The sequence below is a fragment of the Azospirillum palustre genome, assembly GCF_002573965.1.
GTDB classification, from domain to species: Bacteria; Pseudomonadota; Alphaproteobacteria; order Azospirillales; family Azospirillaceae; genus Azospirillum; species Azospirillum palustre.
This window is the reverse complement of record NZ_PDKW01000040.1, coordinates 168,792-186,142: the sequence shown is the minus strand read 5'-3', so window position 1 is coordinate 186,142 and position 17,351 is coordinate 168,792. Positions and strand designations below refer to the sequence as shown.

Annotated in this window: 12 protein-coding genes; 5 read left to right on the top strand and 7 right to left on the bottom strand. The window is 68.8% G+C overall.

The features are described from left to right. Positions 1-115: 115 nt before the first annotated feature. Positions 116-658 carry a hypothetical protein gene (locus tag CRT60_RS10770; RefSeq protein ID WP_098736427.1) on the bottom strand — a complete coding sequence of 181 codons (543 nt, stop codon included), beginning with the start codon at positions 656-658 and terminating at the stop codon, positions 116-118. A gap of 224 nt (positions 659-882) precedes the next feature. On the opposite strand from CRT60_RS10770, the gene CRT60_RS10765 reads away from it, so the two are divergent. The 3 genes from CRT60_RS10765 to CRT60_RS10755 all read left to right on the top strand — a co-directional run bounded on the left by CRT60_RS10765 (position 883) and on the right by CRT60_RS10755 (position 5,194). Beyond that, positions 883-2,754, top strand: a complete 1,872-nt coding sequence (locus tag CRT60_RS10765; RefSeq protein WP_098736426.1) for a sensor domain-containing diguanylate cyclase — start codon at positions 883-885, stop codon at positions 2,752-2,754. Positions 2,755-2,915: 161 nt separating this feature from the next. After that, positions 2,916-4,682: an SLC13 family permease gene (locus CRT60_RS10760; RefSeq protein WP_098736425.1), complete on the top strand. Its 1,767-nt coding sequence runs from the start codon at positions 2,916-2,918 to the stop codon at positions 4,680-4,682. Positions 4,683-4,762: 80 nt separating this feature from the next. Further along, a complete protein-coding gene (locus tag CRT60_RS10755; RefSeq protein WP_244592406.1) occupies positions 4,763-5,194 on the top strand; it encodes a CBS domain-containing protein in 432 nt (143 codons plus the stop codon). A gap of 30 nt (positions 5,195-5,224) precedes the next feature. Here the strand turns inward: CRT60_RS10755 and CRT60_RS10750 are convergent, their stop codons facing one another. The 3 genes from CRT60_RS10750 to CRT60_RS10740 are packed head-to-tail and all read right to left on the bottom strand — an operon-like array spanning position 5,225 to position 9,942. Beyond that, complete coding sequence (locus tag CRT60_RS10750) at positions 5,225-5,797, bottom strand: DUF533 domain-containing protein (protein WP_098736424.1); 573 nt, start codon at positions 5,795-5,797, stop codon at positions 5,225-5,227. Positions 5,798-5,804: 7 nt separating this feature from the next. Next, positions 5,805-6,191 carry a response regulator gene (locus CRT60_RS10745; protein WP_098736423.1) on the bottom strand — a complete coding sequence of 129 codons (387 nt, stop codon included), beginning with the start codon at positions 6,189-6,191 and terminating at the stop codon, positions 5,805-5,807. After that, entirely contained in the window at positions 6,184-9,942 is a 3,759-nt protein-coding gene (locus CRT60_RS10740; protein WP_098736422.1) for a PAS domain-containing protein, read from the bottom strand. The genes CRT60_RS10745 and CRT60_RS10740 overlap by 8 nt, the downstream gene beginning before the upstream one ends. A 208-nt stretch (positions 9,943-10,150) precedes the next feature. On the opposite strand from CRT60_RS10740, the gene CRT60_RS10735 reads away from it, so the two are divergent. Then, positions 10,151-11,602, top strand: coding sequence for an aldehyde dehydrogenase family protein (locus CRT60_RS10735; protein ID WP_098736421.1), 1,452 nt, complete (start codon positions 10,151-10,153; stop codon positions 11,600-11,602). A gap of 294 nt (positions 11,603-11,896) precedes the next feature. On the opposite strand, the gene choX is transcribed toward CRT60_RS10735, so the two are convergent. Together choX and betC are read right to left on the bottom strand one after the other, a co-directional pair. Further along, the gene (gene choX / locus CRT60_RS10730) at positions 11,897-12,868 is read right to left on the bottom strand and encodes a choline ABC transporter substrate-binding protein (protein ID WP_193548420.1); all 972 of its coding nucleotides are present in this window, start codon (positions 12,866-12,868) and stop codon (positions 11,897-11,899) included. A gap of 76 nt (positions 12,869-12,944) precedes the next feature. Beyond that, positions 12,945-14,486: a choline-sulfatase gene (betC, locus tag CRT60_RS10725; RefSeq protein WP_098736978.1), complete on the bottom strand. Its 1,542-nt coding sequence runs from the start codon at positions 14,484-14,486 to the stop codon at positions 12,945-12,947. A gap of 111 nt (positions 14,487-14,597) precedes the next feature. On the opposite strand from betC, the gene CRT60_RS10720 reads away from it, so the two are divergent. After that, complete coding sequence (locus CRT60_RS10720; protein WP_098736420.1) at positions 14,598-15,536, top strand: choline sulfate utilization transcriptional regulator; 939 nt, start codon at positions 14,598-14,600, stop codon at positions 15,534-15,536. Positions 15,537-15,564: 28 nt separating this feature from the next. Here the strand turns inward: CRT60_RS10720 and CRT60_RS10715 are convergent, their stop codons facing one another. Continuing rightward, positions 15,565-17,343 carry a chloride channel protein gene (locus CRT60_RS10715; RefSeq protein ID WP_098736419.1) on the bottom strand — a complete coding sequence of 593 codons (1,779 nt, stop codon included), beginning with the start codon at positions 17,341-17,343 and terminating at the stop codon, positions 15,565-15,567. Positions 17,344-17,351: the final 8 nt, after the last annotated feature.

Sequence of the window (17,351 nt, the reverse complement as noted above, 5' to 3'; positions counted from 1 at the left end):
CGGATTTCCCGCTGGAGTGCGGAGCGGGCGTCCGGGGATGCCGGCGGGCAGAAAAATGCTCCGGCCGTTGCCGGCCGGAGCGAGGTCAGGGAGGAAGCCGGGAGGAGGGGGACGGTCAGCGCTGCCTCACCAGGGCGCTCTGTCCGGCGAAGTTGCCGACGCCGGCCGACAGGTTCTGCATGTTGCTGCGGTTGAAGGGGCCGACCAGCCCGCCCGAACGCTGCAGCACCGTGCCGCTCTGCAGGGCGGTGTTGCCGATGCCGGCCGCCGTGTTGCCGACGTTGGCGGTGTTACCGCCGCTCAGCAGGCCGCCGCTCCGCTGCATCACCGTCGCCATCTGGCCGGCGTTGTTGCCGATGCCCGCCGCGGTGTTGCCGATGGTGGCCGCCGAACCGCCGTTGAACAGGCCGCCGCTGCGCTGCTTCACGAAGGCTTCCTGGTTGGCCGTGTTGCCGATGCCGGCGGCGAGGTTGGACACGGTGGCGCTGTTCGGGCCGGCGAAGGGACCCTTGGACTTCTGCATGACCAGCGCGCTCTGGTTGGCGGTGTTACCGATGCCGGCCGCGGTGTTGGAGATGTCGGAGATGTTCTGGGCCATCGCCGGGGCGGCGAACAGGGCGAGCGAAGCGAAGCCGGTCAGCAGGGCGGTGCGGATCATGGTCTGTCTCCTGTTTTCGGGGCCGCGGGGTGCGGCGTGTTGCCGATGGACAGACCCTACCCAAGCGCCGGATTCCCGGATGTGAGCCGCACCACAAACACCGGCGTTTTGTCGATCGGCGCTGTTTCGTGCCGCAAGAGCGCGGTCCTGCGGTTGGTCCCAATTGCGTGCCCAGCCTATCGGCGGGCATGGTTCCCTCCGAACGCTGTGCGATACGGGGCACCATGAAGCGGGTATGGGTCGCCACGACCCTCGGACTGATCATCCTGTTGAACGGCGTGCTCGGCGGCCTGCTCTCGGCGGAGCGCAGCGCCGACATCCGGTCCATGGTGGATTTGGCCTCGCTCACCACCGCCCACAGCGCCGAGCATATGGACGAGGTGCTGCAGATCGCGGAGCGCACCATTTTCGTGGTGTCGGAATTCATGCGGGTTTCCGAACGGATCCCGGACCTCGAAGAGTTCGACATCCATCGCCTTCTGGTCCATCAGCACCGGATCACACCGATCCTGCGAAGCCTTTTCGTCGTCAAACCGGACGGGCGCCTGACCCACGATTCCCGCACGCCGCATCCCGTCGGCGTCGACCTGCATGACCGCGACTATGTCGAGTATCATTTGAACGGCGGTGCGGACATCCTGTTCATCGGAAAGCCGGTCGTCAGCCGGACCGACGGCCAGTGGATGGTACCGGTCAGCCGCCGGGTCGAGGACCGGTTCGGCCGTCTTGTCGGAATCGTCGCTGCGGCGCTCGACCCGGAAGTCTTCTCCGCGATGCTGAAGGCATTCCCGCTGCCCGACGGCATGCAGGCGGCAATCGTTTCGCCGTCCGGTTTCGTGTTCGGATGCCTGCCCAGCATGGACTGCCTCGGTCGCTCGGCCGGCGACTGGCCGCTGTTCCTCCACCATGAGCAGGAACCGGGGACGACGGCCAGCACGACGCGAGGCTCCATCCTGCCGGGAGTGACCGGTCCCGGCGCCTATCAGGTCAGTCCCCGCTACGGCATCATCGCGGCGGCGAACATCGAAACCCGGGAGGCGATCGGCGGCTGGCTCGGACGCCTGCCGGTCTTTTTCCTGCTGGACCTGGTGCTGAGCGGCGGCGGGGCGGTGCTGTCCGCCATTCTCTACCGTCAGGTCACCCGGCGGCGGCGGGCGATGCTCCAGCTGGCCGAAGCCAACGCCCGGCTGGAGCAGCGTGTGGTGGAGCGCACGGTCGCCTTGCAGCGCAGCGAAGAGCGGCTGACCGCCTTCGTCTCCACCGCGCGCGATGCGATGCTGGTGGTGGACGGCTCCGGCATCATCCAGTTTCTCAACCCTGCCGCAACGACCCTGTTCGGCTATGCCGCCGAGGATTTGATCGGCCGGACCATCGACCTGCTGCTGCCATGCCAATTGCGCGACCTACAGGATCCCGGTCACTTCGCGCCCCACGGAATGGGGCGGCAGGCCGGTGTCCGTGAACTGATGGCGCGCCATCGCAGCGGCGTGGAATTTCCGGTCGAACTCACGCTCGGCGCGTCGCACAGCGAGGGAGAGGCGATCTATGTCGGCGTGCTTCGCGACATCCGCGAGCGCAAGGCGCAGGAAGAAAGGCTATGGGAGCTGGCCAACCTGGATCCGCTGACCGGGCTGCTGAACCGGCGTGCCTTCATGGGGCGCGGCGCCGAGTTGCTGGAGGAGGTCTGGCGGCAGGGCCGGCCGGTCAGCGTCCTGATGATCGACGCCGACCACTTCAAATCGATCAATGACGGCTTCGGTCATCAGGCCGGCGACGATGTGCTGCGCATGCTGGCCGACATCCTCCAGGCGGCGGTGCGTGGCGGCGATCTGCTCGGGCGGCTGGGCGGTGAGGAATTCGCCATCATCCTGCCGGGCGCCGACGGTCCCGACGCCGATCGCATCGCCGAGCGGCTGCTGGCGGACGTCCGTCAGGCGCGGGTGGCCGTGCCGGGCCGTATTCTGGCCATCACCGTCAGCATCGGCATCAGCGTGATGCGGCGGCGCAGCACGCTGGACGACCTGCTGGCGACGGCGGATCAGGCACTGTATGCCGCCAAGACGGCGGGGCGGGACCGGCGGGCCGTCGCCGCCTGAGGGACCGCGCGGGAGGGTCGCCCGAGGGGGCAGCCTGAAAGTACGGTCCGAAGCTGCGGACGATGCGCATCCTGGTCATCCGGGGCTGAGCGCAGGCTTTGCGGGAACGCAGGCGGGGGGCACGGGGTTACCCTCGGGCCACCTCAAAGAACGGACCCCAGATGACCCTTCAGCAGTTCATGTCCTTCGCGCTGGTGGGCATCGTGGTGGCGATGCTGATATGGAACAGGTGGCGATTCGACGTGGTTGCGGTGCTGGCCCTGCTGGCCGGCGTGTTCCTGGGGCTGATCCCCGCGAAGGACGCCTTTTCCGGCTTTGCCGACGACATCGTCATCATCATCGCCTCCGCCCTGATCGTCAGCGCCGGGATCGCCCGGTCCGGCGTGATCGACGCGCTGGTCCGCCCGGTGGCGGCGAAGCTCAGCACGCCGACGCGGCAGATCGCCTTCCTGTGCGGATCGGTGGCCTTCATGTCGGCGCTGATGAAGAACATCGGCGCGCTCGCCATCTTCCTGCCGATCACCATGCAGCTGGCGCGGCGGCACCGGACGGGCGCGCACCGGGTGCTGATGCCGATGGCCTTCGCCTCGCTGATGGGCGGGCTGATGACGCTGGTCGGCACCTCCCCCAACATCATCGTGTCGCGCGTCCGGACGGAGATCGTCGGCCAGCCCTTTTCCATGTTCGACTACCTGCCGGTCGGGCTGGGCATCACGGTCGTCGGGCTTCTGTTCCTGATGGTCGGCTGGCGCCTGCTGCCCCAGGACCGCAGCGGCGCCCGTTCGGCGGAGGAGACCTTCGCGGTCGAGAATTACGCCAGCGAGATGAGGCTGCCGGCCGGGTCCTCCTTCGTCGGGCGTACCGTCCGCGACATGGAGGCCCTGGCGGAGGGCGAGGCGCAGGTGATCGGCCTGATCCGCGAACGCTTCCGCCGCTATGTGCCCGACAAGCACTGGACCCTGATGGCCGACGACGTGCTGGTGCTGGAGGGTGACGCTCCCGCCCTTCAGCGCCTCGTCCAGGGCGCATCGCTGGAGCCGCTTGGCATCCTGGAGGGGGCGGACGGCGAACTGCTGGCGGTGGAGGCGGTGGTGACGCCGGACTCGCCACTTGCCGGCAAATCGGACCGCTCACTGGATCTGCGGCGGCGTTTCGGCGTCAGTCTGCTGGCGGTCAGCCGGACCGGGGAGCGGCTCGCCCGGCGCCTGCACCATGTGATGTTCAGGGAAGGCGACCTGTTGCTGTTGCAGGTGCCGGCGGAGCGCTATCCGGATGCGCTGGCCGATGCCAACCTGATCCCGCTGGCGGAGCGCAGGCTGCAGCTCGGCCGGCGCCGTCCGGTCTGGGTGCCGGTCGGCATCCTGGTCGTCACGATGCTGGTCCTCGGCTTCCATCTGGCGCCGCTGGCGGTCACCTTCCTGGCGGCTGCCGCCGCGATGATCGTCACCGGCGTGCTGAGCGTCGAGGATGCCTACCACGCTGTGGAATGGCCGATCCTCGTCCTGCTGGCGGCGCTGATCCCGGTCAGCGGCACGCTGGAGAGCACCGGGGCGACGCAGGTGATCTCCACCCTGCTGGCCGATGCCGCGCGGGGCCTGCCGGCGGTGGCCTGCGTGGCGCTGATCATGGCGGCGGCGATGGCGGTGACGCCGTTCCTGAACAACGCCGCGACGGTCCTGGTGATGGCGCCCATCGGCGCGGGCGTGGCGCAGCAGCTGGGGCTCAGCCCCGACCCGTTCCTGATGGCGGTCGCGGTCGGTGCCGGCAGCGATTTCCTGACGCCCATCGGCCACCAGTGCAACACGCTGGTGATGGGGCCGGGCGGCTATCGGTTCGGCGATTATCCGCGGCTGGGCGTGCCGCTGTCGCTGATCATCCTGGCGCTGGGCACCTGGCTGATCGTCATGGTCTGGCCGCTTGGGGGCTGAGCGGGGAGGGGAACAAGGGGAACCCGGCTCCGTTCCCGAAGCCTGATATCCGGATGGCCTGAACAACGAGGATCACGACCGTGCTGGTTTCCGAGATCATGGCGAAGGCGCTGGAGTTCATTTCGCCCGACGCCACCGTGCAGGACGCCGCGACGCTGATGGGGGAACTGGATGTCGGCGCCTTGCCGGTCGGATCGGCCGACGACCTCGTCGGCATCCTGACCGACCGCGACATCCTGTTCCGGGTGGTGGCGGAGGGCGGCGACAACACGCGGGTGCGGGTGCGCGACGTGATGTCGAGCGCGCTGTTCAGCTGCCGCGACACCGATACGCTGGCCACCGCCATGGACATCATGGGTGCCTATCACGTGCGCCGCCTGCCGGTGCTGGACGAGGGCGGGGTGGTGGTCGGCTGGCTGACGCTGAGCGACATCTCGCGCCGCATGCTGCTGGACACCGACACCATCCGCGAAGCGCTGAGCGAACTCAGCGCCAGCGGGCAGGATGTGTGAGAGGACGAAGAAAGTCCCCCGCCATTCCCTTTACAGCCGCAGCCCCATCTGGCGGTTCAGCCGGACCACCAGATCGGCGGGCAGGCCCAGGCGCTGGGCGAGATAGCGCAGGTAGGAGCGGTTGATCGGCGCGTTCTTGTCGACCGTCGCCAGGGACACCGCGTAGAAACGCGCAGCCAGCCGCGGGGTGTCGATCCGGCGGACCAGCTCCTCCAGGCATTGCGGTTGGTCGACCAACTGCTCCAGCCGGCTCCGGGCCTCCTCGTCGAGGCTGCTGGTGCCGAGCCTGCTCCGGATCCGGCCACGTTCAATCGCATCCAGTTCGCCGTCGGCCTGGGCGGCGGCCGACATGGCAAGGACCAGCAGATGGGTCTCATCCGCGGCGGCGGTCCGGAAGTCGGTGGGCGCACGGTCGAGCAGCTGGTGGCGGTTGCGCAGATGGGCGTCGAGGATCTGCCGGCCCAGCATCGCATGCAGTGTCGGTTCGTGGCCCAGGCGGGACTTCGGTGGAGCGGGATCGGCCGCTGGTGCGGCATCCGGGGCGGGAGCCTCGGGCGCTCCGGCGAAAAGGCGCTTCAGCAGGCCGAGGGTGGCTTGGGTCATTCCGCGGTTACTCCCCGGCCGTTTGCGGGCGGCGCTGCATGGCGGTGTCGATCTGGGTCAGCAGGCGGGAGAAATCGACCGGCTTGGGGTGATAATCGTCGCAGCCGGCCTGCAAGGTCTTCTCGCGGTCGCCGGACATGGCATGGGCGGTCAGCGCGATGATCGGGATGCCGGAGGTCTCCTGCCCCGCCTTCAGTTCGCGGGCGGCGGTCCAGCCGTCTATAATCGGCAGGTTCATGTCGAGCAGAATGACGTCGGGCCGCTCGCTGCGCGCCATGTCCACCCCCTGCCGTCCGTCAAAGGCGAGAACGACGTCGAACCCGCGCCGTTTCAGCCGGCGTGACAGGAAGTCCCAGATTTCCTCGTGATCCTCGACCAGCAGCAGCTTAGCCATCGGTACCTCCTGTTCCGTTCGTCGCGCCGGCGTCCATATTTCGGTCCTGGGGGCCCCGGTCGGGGGGAGCGGGCCGCAGGCGGGCGATCGCTTCCTTCAACTCCTCGATCACCCCATCCGCTCCGTCCTCTGCCATCGGGATGATGTCCTGCACCCGGCCGCGCAGCTCCTCCGTCTCGTCTCGTCCGATTGGCTGGGCGACGACGACGATGACGGGGATGTCCCGCCAGTCCGGGTTGCGGTCCAGCGCCTTGAGGAAGGCGAAGCCATCCAGTCCTGCCATGACGGGGTCGAGCAGGATGACCGTCGGCAGGGTGGTGGCGAGGCGGCGGAACGCGTCTTCCTCCGTTTCGGCCTCGGCGATCTGCCAGCCGTCGCGGCCCAGTTCGGCGGCCAGCAGGGTGCGGGTCTCGTCCGCTTCCATCATCACCAGCGCTGTGCCCGGCGCCTGCCCGCTGAAGCCGCTCAGCACCCGGTGCAGGCGCTGCCAGTCCACCGGCTTGGTGAAATAGTCGGCGGCACCCAGTGACAGCGCCAGCCCCTTTTCCCGGCGCGACGAGATGATGATGACGGGAATGTCGGCGAGGTCGGGTTCGGCCTTCAGCACCGACAGCACCGACCAGCCGTCGGTCCGCGGCATCATCACGTCCAGCAGGATGGCGCGCGGGCGGATTTGCCGGGCAATCGACAGGCCGGTCTGCCCATCGGCGGCCAGAGCCACGCCGAATCCCTCGCGGTGCAGGAAACGGGCGAGCAGCTCGCGCATCGCCTGTTCGTCGTCGATGATCAGGATCGTCTCGCGGGAGGCCTGGGACGGCGCGACCTCCTCCACCCGCAGCGGGTCGGCGTCGGCCGCGCCGGCCAGACGGCCATGCCGCAGGTCGGCCGGGAGGCGTAGCGTGAAGCTGGTGCCCTGGCCCGATGACGTGTCGACCGAAATCTCGCCGCCCAGCATGTCGGCGAAGGCCTTGGTGATCGCCAGCCCGAGCCCGGTCCCGCCGAAACGCCGGGTGGTCGAGCTGTCGGCCTGCATGAAACGTTCGAACAGCCGGCGGACCTGTTCCGGCGTCATGCCGATCCCGGTGTCGGTGACGCGGAAGACGACCATGTCGGCGGGCATGGCCTCATCCGCATCCTGCGGGCGGGGAGCCGCCCGCTCCACCGACAGGGTGATGGTGCCGTCCTCGGTGAATTTCGCGGCGTTGCTCAACAGGTTGAACAGGCACTGGCGCACCTTCACCACGTCGGTGTGCATGGCGCCGAGCCCGTCCGCCGCCTCCACCGCCAGCCGGTTGCCCTTCTTCGACACCAGCGCCTCCACCGTCGCGGCGACCTCGCGCGTCAGCTCGGCGATGTCGGCGTCCTCGCCGTGCACCTCCATCTTGCCGGCTTCGATCTTCGAGATGTCGAGGACGCCGTTGATCAGGTTCAGCAGGTGGCGGGCATTCGCCTCGATCTTCTCCAGATCGGGCAGCATGCTGTCGACGCCGAGGTCGGCCAGTTCCTCCTCCAGCATCTCGGTGTAGCCGATGACGGCGCTGAGCGGCGTGCGCAGTTCGTGGCTCATGTTGGCGATGAACAGGCTCTTGGCCCGGTTGGCCTCCTCCGCGGTAAAGCGGGCGGCCTCCAGCTCCTCCTCCACCCGCTTGCGCACGCTGATGTCCTGCATGGCGCCGATCATCCGCAGGGGCTGGCCGATGGGGCTGCGCAGGACGAAGCCGCGGTCGAGGATGCTGGCATAGCTGCCGTCGGCGCGGCGGAAGCGGTATTCGTCGTTCCAGCGCGTGCCGCCGCCGTCGATCACCGCATGGATGCCGGTTACCACATGGTCCTGATCGTCGGGGTGGATGTGGTCCATCCACCAGGACGCGGAGGTCTCCGACGCATCGGCGCCATAGCCGAAAAGGGTGCGCACCGCCTCGTTCCAATGGATGCGGTCGGACGACAGGTTCCAGTCCCAGATGGCGTCGTTGGTGGCCTGGGCCGCCAGCCGGTAGCGCTCCTCCGTCTCGCGTAACACCTCCTCGGCGCGGCGGCGGGTGGTGATGTCGGTATGGACGCCGACCCATTCCTGAACGGCCCCGTTGGCGTCGAGCAGGGGCACGGCGCGGACAAGCATGTCGCGATAGACGCCGTCGTACCGGCGCAGGCGGTGTTCCGTCTTGTAGATTGTCCGTCCGGCCCGCGCCGCACGCCAAGCTTCCGAGGTGTGGGGGCGGTCGTCGGGATGGATGGCCTCGACCCAGCCGATGCCCCTCAGCTTGTCGAAGGTCTGGCCGGTGAAGCTGCTCCAGCTCGGCTGCGGGGCCTCGAAGCGGCCGGCGCCGGAGGTGTACCAGACGATGGCGGCGGTCGCCTCCACCAGCGAGCGGAAGCGCTCTTCGCTGAGGCGAAGCTGCTCCTCCGCCCGCTTGGCGTCGGTGGTGTCCCAGGTGACGCCGATCAGCGTCAGGCTGCGTTCCGGCGTGCTGTCGGTCACCACCCCCCGCGCCACCGCCCAGCGGACCTCGCCGGACGGCAGCAGGATGCGGAATTCGGCGTCATATTCGCCGCGCTCCCGACGGGCGGTTTCGATGATCCCGCCGATCCGCGGCTGGTCGTCGGGATGGACGCGGCCGGTCACGTCGGAGCCGTTTATCGGCTGGTCCGCGGTGAAGTCGAAGATCTCGCGCAGACGGGCGTCGGCCTCGATGCGGTCCTCCTCCAAATTCCATGACCATGCGCCGATCCGCGCGGCGCGCAGCGCCAGTTGCAGCCGGCGCTCCGCCTCCATGATCCGGGATTCGGCCTTGCGCTGCTCGGTCACGTCGGTGTTGGTGCCCAGCCAGCGCAGGATGCGCCCATCCGGGCCGCTCACCGGCACGGCGCGCGACAGGAACCAGCGGTACCGGCCATCCCTGCCGCGCAGGGGGAAGGTGTCCTCCCACGGCTCGCCGGTGCGGATGGCGCGGAAGAAACCGTCGGAGGCGCGTTCGACATGGTCGGGGTGGTGGACGCTCCGCCAGTTCCAGCCCTCCGTCTCGCCTGGCCCGGCGCCGGTATAGTCGTACCAGCGCCGGTTGTACCAATAGATCGCACCGCTGGCGTCGGCCATCCAGGCCAATTGCGGGATCAGGTCGGCGAGGCCGCGGAACTGGGCCTCGTTCTCGCGCAGCAGGGCTTCGGTGCGGCGGCGCTCGGCGGCATCGCTGGCGCGGTCGATGGCGCCGCCCAGCAGGTTGGCGACCCCCTGGAGGAAGGCGGCGTCGGCGGCGTCGAAGCGGCCCTCGCGGCTGCTGTCGACCTCCAGCACGCCGAAGGGCGCGCCCTCGCCGCGGATGATGACGTCGATGACGCGCCTCACCCCATGGTCGGCCAGCAGATCGGGGCAGCGGAAACGGGACTCGGCGCCGAGGTCGTTGGCGATGACGGGCTCGCCGGTTTTCAGCGCATAGCCGGCGGGGGAGGCGAGGTCTGTGCCGACCGACCGCTTGCCGACCACGCCGGGACGCCAGCCGACACCGGCGCGGACCAGCAGACGCTCGGTGCCATCCGCCTCCGTCACCCATTCCAGCGCCTTGCAAAATTCGGCCTCCAGCGCTTCGGCGCAGAGGGATGTGGCCTGCTGCAACAGGTCGGCGAGGTCGGTGCTTTTCAGGGCGGCCAAGCCGAAGCGGGCCAGCAGGTCGTGCTGTCTCTCCCTGCGGGTGAGGCTGGCGGCAAGCTGGCTGCAGGACGGGGTGTCGGTCTGGGGCGCTCGGTCGGGGGGCATGAACCATGTACGGACGGGGAGGGACGGCAATGGAAACAGCCGGCGGCACCATTCGTTCACGGCGGCGTGCTGGGTACCCCTGACAGGGACGGCGTGTTGCGGCTTCCTGTCCGCCGTGCGGAGGGCTATTTTCCTTCGACCTGCGGAGCGGCTGCTCCGGTCCCTGGTCAGGCAGCCGTTCCCGCCACTGTACGAACACGAGGCATGGATGTCGAACAGCCTGAAATTCTACATCGACGGCGCCTGGGTGGATCCGGCGAACGGGCCCGTGACCGGGACGGCGGGCGCCACGACGCTCGACGTGATCGATCCGGCGACGGAGGAGGCCTTCGCCACCATTGCGATGGGCACATCGGAGGATGTCGACCGGGCGGTCGCCGCGGCCCGTGCCGCCTTCCCGGCCTTCGCCTCAACCTCGCGCGAGGAGCGGCTCGCCCTGATGCGGCGCCTGCTGGAGTGCTATAAGGCGCGCTATGACGCCGTCGCCGACATCCTGTCGCGCGAGATGGGGGCGCCGAAGACGCTGGCCCATCGCTCGCAGGCCGCCATGGGGACCGCCCACCTCTCCCGGATGATCGAGACGCTGGAAGGCTTCGCGTTCGAGGAGCTGCGCGGCTCCACCCTGATCAGCAAGGAGCCGATCGGCGTCGTCGGCATGATCACGCCGTGGAACTGGCCGATCAACCAGATCATGTGCAAGGTGGCGCCCGCGCTGGCCGCCGGCTGCACCATGGTGCTGAAGCCGAGCGAGATCGCCCCGCTCAACGCCATCCTCTTCGCCGAAGCCGTCCATGAGGCCGGCGTGCCGAAGGGCGTCTTCAACCTTGTCAACGGCGACGGCCCGACGGTGGGCGAGGCCATCGCCCGCCATCCGGGCGTCGACATGGTGTCCTTCACCGGATCGACGCGGGCCGGCATCCTCGTTGCCAAGGCGGCGGCCGACACGGTCAAGCGCGTGCATCAGGAGCTGGGCGGCAAGTCCGCCAATATCATCCTGGACGATGCCGACCTGAACCGCGCCGTGAAGCTGGGCGTCGAGGGCTGCATGAACAACAGCGGCCAGTCGTGCAACGCGCCGACCCGGATGTTCGTGCCGGCCGCCCTGCACGGCCAGGCGGTCGAGATCGCCAGGGCCACTGCCGAACGGCTGAAGGTCGGTGCGCCGTCCGCCGCCGACACCCGGCTCGGCCCGGTCGTCAGCCAGGCTCAGTACGACAAGATCCAGCGCCTGATCGAGACCGGCATCGCCGAGGGCGCCGACCTCGTCACCGGCGGCCCCGGCCGTCCGGAGGGGCTGAACCGCGGCTATTATGTCCGGCCGACGGTCTTCGCCAACGTCACCGACGACATGACCATCGCGCGCGAGGAAATCTTCGGCCCGGTGCTGGCGATCCTTCCCTATGGCAGCGAGGAAGAGGCGATCCGCCGCGCCAACGACACGCCCTATGGCCTCGCCTCCTACGTCCAGTCGGGCTCGCTGGAGCGTGCCCGCAAGGTGGCGGCGCAGATGCGCAGTGGAAATGTCTACATCAACCACCCGGCCTGGGATGCCGGCGCGCCCTTCGGCGGATACAAGCAGTCGGGCAACGGGCGGGAATATGCCGATTTCGGGCTGGAGGAGTTCCTGGAGATAAAGGGAACCGTCGGCTACGCGCCCTGAAACCGTCCGTGATGGAGCTTTGCGCACCATCCAGTTCCGGTGAAGCCGGCCGCCCTTGGGTTGGGTGGCCGGTTCGGGAGGCGCTGCTCCGCGCGCCTCAGGACGACCGGATCATGGAAACGAGCATCCTTATGTACGCTCCGGCCTCATCGTCGGCCGGAGGGGCCTCGCATGTAATGACGTTCGGGCCGGTAGGACGGACGAAACCAGGACGGGAAGCGGGCCCGGACCCATGCGCGCAACGCGGCGAGCATGTTGTTCATCTCCTTGTTGTTTTGTTGTCGTGCAATTGCGTCACTTCAGGCCAAGCGCCGTGCGCACGGCGGGGGCTGCGTCCTTGCCGTCGCGGGTCGACACGCCGGCCAGCCAGGGGCCGAGCAGGTCGGGATGCGCCTTCAGATAGGCGGCCGCAGCGTCCTTGGGCGCCTTCTTGTCGTCCGTGATGGCGGCCATGATCTCGTTCTCCATCCCGACGGTGAAGGCGAGCTGGCTGAACAGGCGGTGCGCATTGGTGCAGTCGGCCCCGTAGCCGCGCCGGGACAGGGTGTTGACCGTGGTGCTGCCATAGTTCGGGCCGAAATAGGCGTCACCGCCACTGAGATATGTCATGTCGATCCGGGTGTTCATCGGGTGCGGCTGCCAGCCGAGGAAGACCACCCAATCCTTGCTGCGCGTCCGGCGCACCGCCTGGGCGAGCATGGCCTGCTCGCTCGATTCGACCAGGGTCCAGCCCTCCAGCCCGAAATCCTTCTTGTCGAGCATGCGCTGGATGTTCTGGTTCGCCGGCGCCCCCGGCTCGATCCCGTAGATCTTCTTTTCGAACCGGTCGCCGAACTTGGCGAGGTCGGCGAAGCTGTGCACGCCGGCATCGGCCACCGCCTTCGGCACCGCCAGGGTGAATTTGGCGTTCTCCAGGTTCGGACGCACGATCTCGACGGATTTCTCGGCGATCAGCTTGTCGAGGAAGGTGGATTGGGCCGGCATCCAGTTGCCGAGGAAGACATCGATCTGCGCGGTTTTCAGCCCCTGGAAGATGATCGGCACGGCGACCGTCTCGATCTTCTGCTGGTAGCCCAACGCGCTCAGCAGCGTGCCCGCCACCGCATTGGTCGCGGTGATGTCGGTCCAGCCGGGATCGGCCATCCTCACCGTCTGGCAGCTGGCCGGCTCCGCCGCCACCGCCGAAGTGGGAAGCGAGCCGGCCACCATCCCGAACACGGCCATCAGGCCGGCCAGCGCCGCACGTCCTGCCGTCAAACCGCCCATTGCAACCCCGGGTCCATGCATGCTGCTTTCCCTCCTGTCGGTTGACGGTCGAGGTCCGACGCGCTGTCGCGCCGTCCTATTGTGCAGGGGCGCCGGGGCGCGGGAAGCGCGCCATGGCTTCCAGATCGTCGAGATCCAGATGGTTGCGCATATAGCTGGTGCCTGCATCGGTGAATGGCTGGAAATCCCAGGAGCGGTGCTGCCCCTGCCGCAGCGCATCGCCGACCAGAAGGCGCAGCTGCTGGCTGGCGACAACCTCCTCATGAAGACGCCCCAGATTCCAGCGCCGGTCCACCTCGGCGCGGTAGTCTTGCAGGGCATCGGCCGCCGCAGAGCCGGCGGCAGGCCGTTCCGCCCGGTTGGTCAGCTCGTCCGGGTCGTCGGACAGGTCGTAGAGCTGGTCGGGGTCGGCCGGCGAATGGATGAATTTTTCGCTGCCGCGCCGGATCATCACAATCGGGGCCACGGCGCCTTCGCCCAGATATTCGCCGATCACCTCGTCGTGGCCGCCGCTGCGCTGAAGGTGCGGCAGCAGGCTGCGCCCGTCGATGGGCGTCCGCAGGCTAGGTGCCGCCCCGTCATGGGCGAAATCGACCAGGGTCGGCAGCAGATCCATCGACGAGACCGAGGCGGCGACCCGCCCGGGCTGGAACCAGCCCGGCGTCCGCACGATCAGCGGGATGCGGCAGGCGGACTCGAAGAAGCTCATCTTGTACCACAGGCCGCGTTCGCCCAGCATGTCGCCATGGTCGGACAGCAGGACGACGATGGTGTCCTCGGCCAGCCCGGTTTCCTCCAGCACGGTCATGAGACGGCCGATCTGGTCGTCCACATAGGCAACCGACCCGTAATAGGCGCGGCGGGCATTGCGAATCTGCCGTTCGCTGAGCGGCATCTCGTCCATGGCGCAGACATGGCGCAACCGCCGTGAGTGCGGGTCCATCTCGTCCGGCGCCAGGGTGACGCGCGGCAGCGGCACCTCCGCGTCGGTGTGGCGGTTCCAATAGCGCTCGGTGATGGCGTAGGGGTCGTGCGGGTGGGTCAGCGACACCACGAAGCAGAAGGGGCGTTCCCGCCGGCCGCGGGCGATGTCGTACAGCTTGCGCTCCGAGGTGAAGACCACCTCCTCGTCGAAGTCGAGCTGGTTGGTGCGCAGGCAGGGGCCGGCATCGCGCACCGAACTCATGTTGTGATACCAGCTCGGCCGTTCATCGGGCCGGGTCCAGTCCGGCGTCCAGCCGAAATCGGCCGGATAGATGTCGGTGGTCAGCCGTTCCTCGAAGCCGTGAAGCTGGTCGGCACCGCAGAAATGCATCTTGCCGGACAGGATCGTCCGGTAGCCCGCCAGCCGCAGATAATGGGCGAAGGTGGGGACGGTCGACGGGAATTCGGCGGCGTTGTCGTAAGCGCCGATGGCCGAGGGCAGCCGTCCCGACAGGAAGACATAGCGCGAGGGCGCGCAGAGCGGGCTGTTGCAGTAGGCGTTGTCGAACACCACACCGCTTTCCGCCAGCCGGTCGATGTTCGGCGTGCGCACCGTCGGGTTGCCATAGGCGCCGAGCGCCTGCGGGATCATCTGGTCGGCCATGAGAATGAGGATGTTGGGACGCCGCGCCATATCCGCCTGCTTCATACCGTCTGTGGACAGATCGTTCGTGGAGGATAGAATTGACGAAGCCGGCAGGGAGCGTGAAGCCCCTGTCTGATCATGCTGGCATGAAGGGTGCTCATGGGAAAGGACCGCCTGCCGCCGCTGCGCACCCTGCTGTTCTTCGAGGCCGCCGGCCGGCTGCTCAGCTTCAGCGCTGCCGCCCGCGAGCTTGCCTGCACCCAGTCGGCCGTCAGCCACCAGATCGGCTGGCTGGAGGCCGATCTGGGGGCGCCGCTGTTCCGCCGCCTGCACCGCGGGGTGGCGCTGACGCCGGACGGCGTACGGCTCTACGAGGCGACGCGCGATGCGCTCGATGGCATCGGCGATGCGGTGACCCGCATCCGTGACCGCCGCCGGCCGGGCGTGCTGAACGTCGCCACCGATTTCGGCTTCGCCGCCGGCTGGCTGCTGCCGCGTCTCAGCGCCCTGCGCCAGCTGCTGCCCGAGCTGGACGTGCGGATCGTGACGATGCAGACCGCAATCGACCTGCGCCGGGAGGCGGCGGACATCGCCATCACCTTCGGGCACGGCCATTGGCCTGGCTGCGAGGCGGAACTGCTGTTCCCGGAACGGGTGCTGCCGGTCTGCAGCCCGGCCTTCCGGGCGAACCGTGCTCCGCTTGCTGCCGGGGGAGCCGGCAACCCGGCCATCCTGGCGTCGCTGCCGCTCCTGCATCTGGAAAGCGTCGGGCCGGCGGCGTGGTTGTCCTGGGGCGACTGGTTCACCTTGTACGGTCTGCCGATGCCGGCCGGCGGCCAGGAGCTGACCTTCAACAACTATCCGCTGGTCTTGCAGGCCGCCCTGATGGGTCAGGGGGTGGCGCTGGGATGGAGTCCGCTGATCGACGACCTGATGCGGGACGGGCATCTGGTCTCCCTGCTCGACCGGCCGATCCAGACGGAACGGGGCTATTTCCTCGTCGTTCCCAGCCGGCGTGGGACGGATGAGCGCCACGACCGCTTCCGCCGCTGGGTGGTCGAGGAAAGCCGGCGGGACGGCGCCACAGCCGGTCCGTGATCGCGGGCATCCGGCTGCGCTGCGCTCGTCACAGCAGGCCGCCCTCGCGCAGCCGCCCGTCCAGCTCCTCGTTGTAGCGCTTCAGCGCGTGCTGTTCGGTGAGCAGCCCGATCACCCGCATCCGGTCGGGGCCGTCCACCACCGCCAGCACGTCGCTCTCCGCCGTGGCGAAGCTCTTCATCGCTTCGCGGATGTTGACGTTTGGCAGCAGCACCTTGGTCTTCAGGCGGATGAGGTCGGCGAGTTCGGCCGTCTCCGCCGTCTCGCGGTGGGCATCGGAGACGAAGACGATCCCGGCATAGCGGTCGGCCTGATCGACGACGATCACCCTCTGCGTCGCCCCCAGCGGGAAGGCGCGGCGGAACTGGGCGAGCGTCTGGTCGTCGCGGACGGTGCGGACATCCTTGCGCATCATGCGCCCGACCGTCAGGTCGCGGATCCAGCCGACGTCGGCGGCGCTGCGGATCGACTCGCCACGCAGATGGAAGCGCCAGGTGGCGAAGGAATAGCCGAAGACCCGCCGGACGGTGATCGACGACACCACCGCCGCCGCCAGAACCGCGATGGTCAGGGGCAGGCTGCCGGTGACCTCCAGGGCGAGGAAGGCCATGGTCAGCGGCGCGCCGAGCACCGCGGTGGCCATGGCGCACATGCCGACGATGCCGATCACCACCGCCGGGATGGTCAGCCCGACCGCCAGCATCCAGCCGATGGCCACCAGCTTGCCCAGCATCGCCCCCAGGAACAGCGAGGCGAAGAACAGGCCGCCGCGGAAGCCGGACCCGATGGAGATCGCCGAGGCCAGCGCCTTCAGCCCGATCAGCGCCAGCAGGACCGGGGCGGTGTAATAGGCGTTGAAGCCGACATGCAGCGCCCCATGGCCCGACGACAGCACCGCCGGCGTGGCGAGCGCCAGCAGCCCGATGCAGCATCCGCCGACGACAGGCCGGGCCCAGACCGGAACGCGGCTGCGGTTGAAGACCGCCTCCACCAGTGCCACCGTCCGCATCATGGCGATGCCAAGCAGGGCGCACAGCACGCCCATCAGGCAGACCAGCGCGTAATCGGCCGCCCCGAGGCTGCCGGCGAAGCCGACCTGCAACGACGGCTGCGGCAGGATCAGCCGCATGACGCCGACGCCGGTCATGGCGGCGACGCCGACCGGGGCCAGGGTGGAGATCGAGTAGCTGGCGATCACCAGCTCGAAGGCATAGAAGGCGCCGGTCAGCGGCGCGTCGAAGGCCGCCGCGATTGCCGCGGCGGTGCCGCAGCCGACCAGCGTGCGCAGGTCGCCGCGCCGGACATGGAAGATGCGGCCGAGCTTCGATGCCACCATCGCGCCGGCCTGGGCATACCCGGCCTCCATGCCGACCGAGGCGCCGAAGCCGTTGGACAGCATGGTCTGCAGGACCAACAGCAGGCTGCCGTGGATGGGGATGCGCCCGCCGTGCAGCGCATTCGCCTCCACCGGATCGATGATCGACAGGCGGGGAAGCCGGGCGAGCAGCCAGCCGAGCCCCGCCATCAGGCAGCCCCCGGCGGCCGGGACCAGCGCCGCCCGCCAGGGATCGACGGCGGCGGCCCCGCTGACGTCATGGCCCTCCACCGCGAACAGGATGTGATGGAGCGACTGGACCGCGGTGACGATGGCGGCGACCAGGCAGGCGGCGACGATGCCGATGCCGGCCGCCAGCACCGCCAGCCAGATCTCGTCGCCGCGCACGAAGGCACGCAGCCAGGCCGGGGCCCTGATGCCCGGATCCTGCTGTTCCGGACGGGACAGCCTGGCTTTCAGCGATTGGAACATGCGTCGGC

Bases quoted from the DNA above. Each gene is read 5' to 3' on its own strand.
- CRT60_RS10735 (WP_098736421.1), top strand. From the start codon at position 10,151: ATGTCGAACAGCCTGAAATTCTACATCGACGGCGCCTGGGTGGATCCG.
- CRT60_RS10740 (WP_098736422.1), bottom strand. From the start codon at position 9,942: ATGCCCCCCGACCGAGCGCCCCAGACCGACACCCCGTCCTGCAGCCAG.
- choX (WP_193548420.1), bottom strand. From the start codon at position 12,868: ATGGGCGGTTTGACGGCAGGACGTGCGGCGCTGGCCGGCCTGATGGCC.
- CRT60_RS10770 (WP_098736427.1), bottom strand. From the start codon at position 658: ATGATCCGCACCGCCCTGCTGACCGGCTTCGCTTCGCTCGCCCTGTTC.
- CRT60_RS10745 (WP_098736423.1), bottom strand. From the start codon at position 6,191: ATGGCTAAGCTGCTGCTGGTCGAGGATCACGAGGAAATCTGGGACTTC.
- CRT60_RS10765 (WP_098736426.1), top strand. From the start codon at position 883: ATGAAGCGGGTATGGGTCGCCACGACCCTCGGACTGATCATCCTGTTG.
- CRT60_RS10715 (WP_098736419.1), bottom strand. From the start codon at position 17,343: ATGTTCCAATCGCTGAAAGCCAGGCTGTCCCGTCCGGAACAGCAGGAT.
- betC (WP_098736978.1), bottom strand. From the start codon at position 14,486: ATGGCGCGGCGTCCCAACATCCTCATTCTCATGGCCGACCAGATGATC.
- CRT60_RS10750 (WP_098736424.1), bottom strand. From the start codon at position 5,797: ATGACCCAAGCCACCCTCGGCCTGCTGAAGCGCCTTTTCGCCGGAGCG.
- CRT60_RS10760 (WP_098736425.1), top strand. From the start codon at position 2,916: ATGACCCTTCAGCAGTTCATGTCCTTCGCGCTGGTGGGCATCGTGGTG.
- CRT60_RS10720 (WP_098736420.1), top strand. From the start codon at position 14,598: ATGGGAAAGGACCGCCTGCCGCCGCTGCGCACCCTGCTGTTCTTCGAG.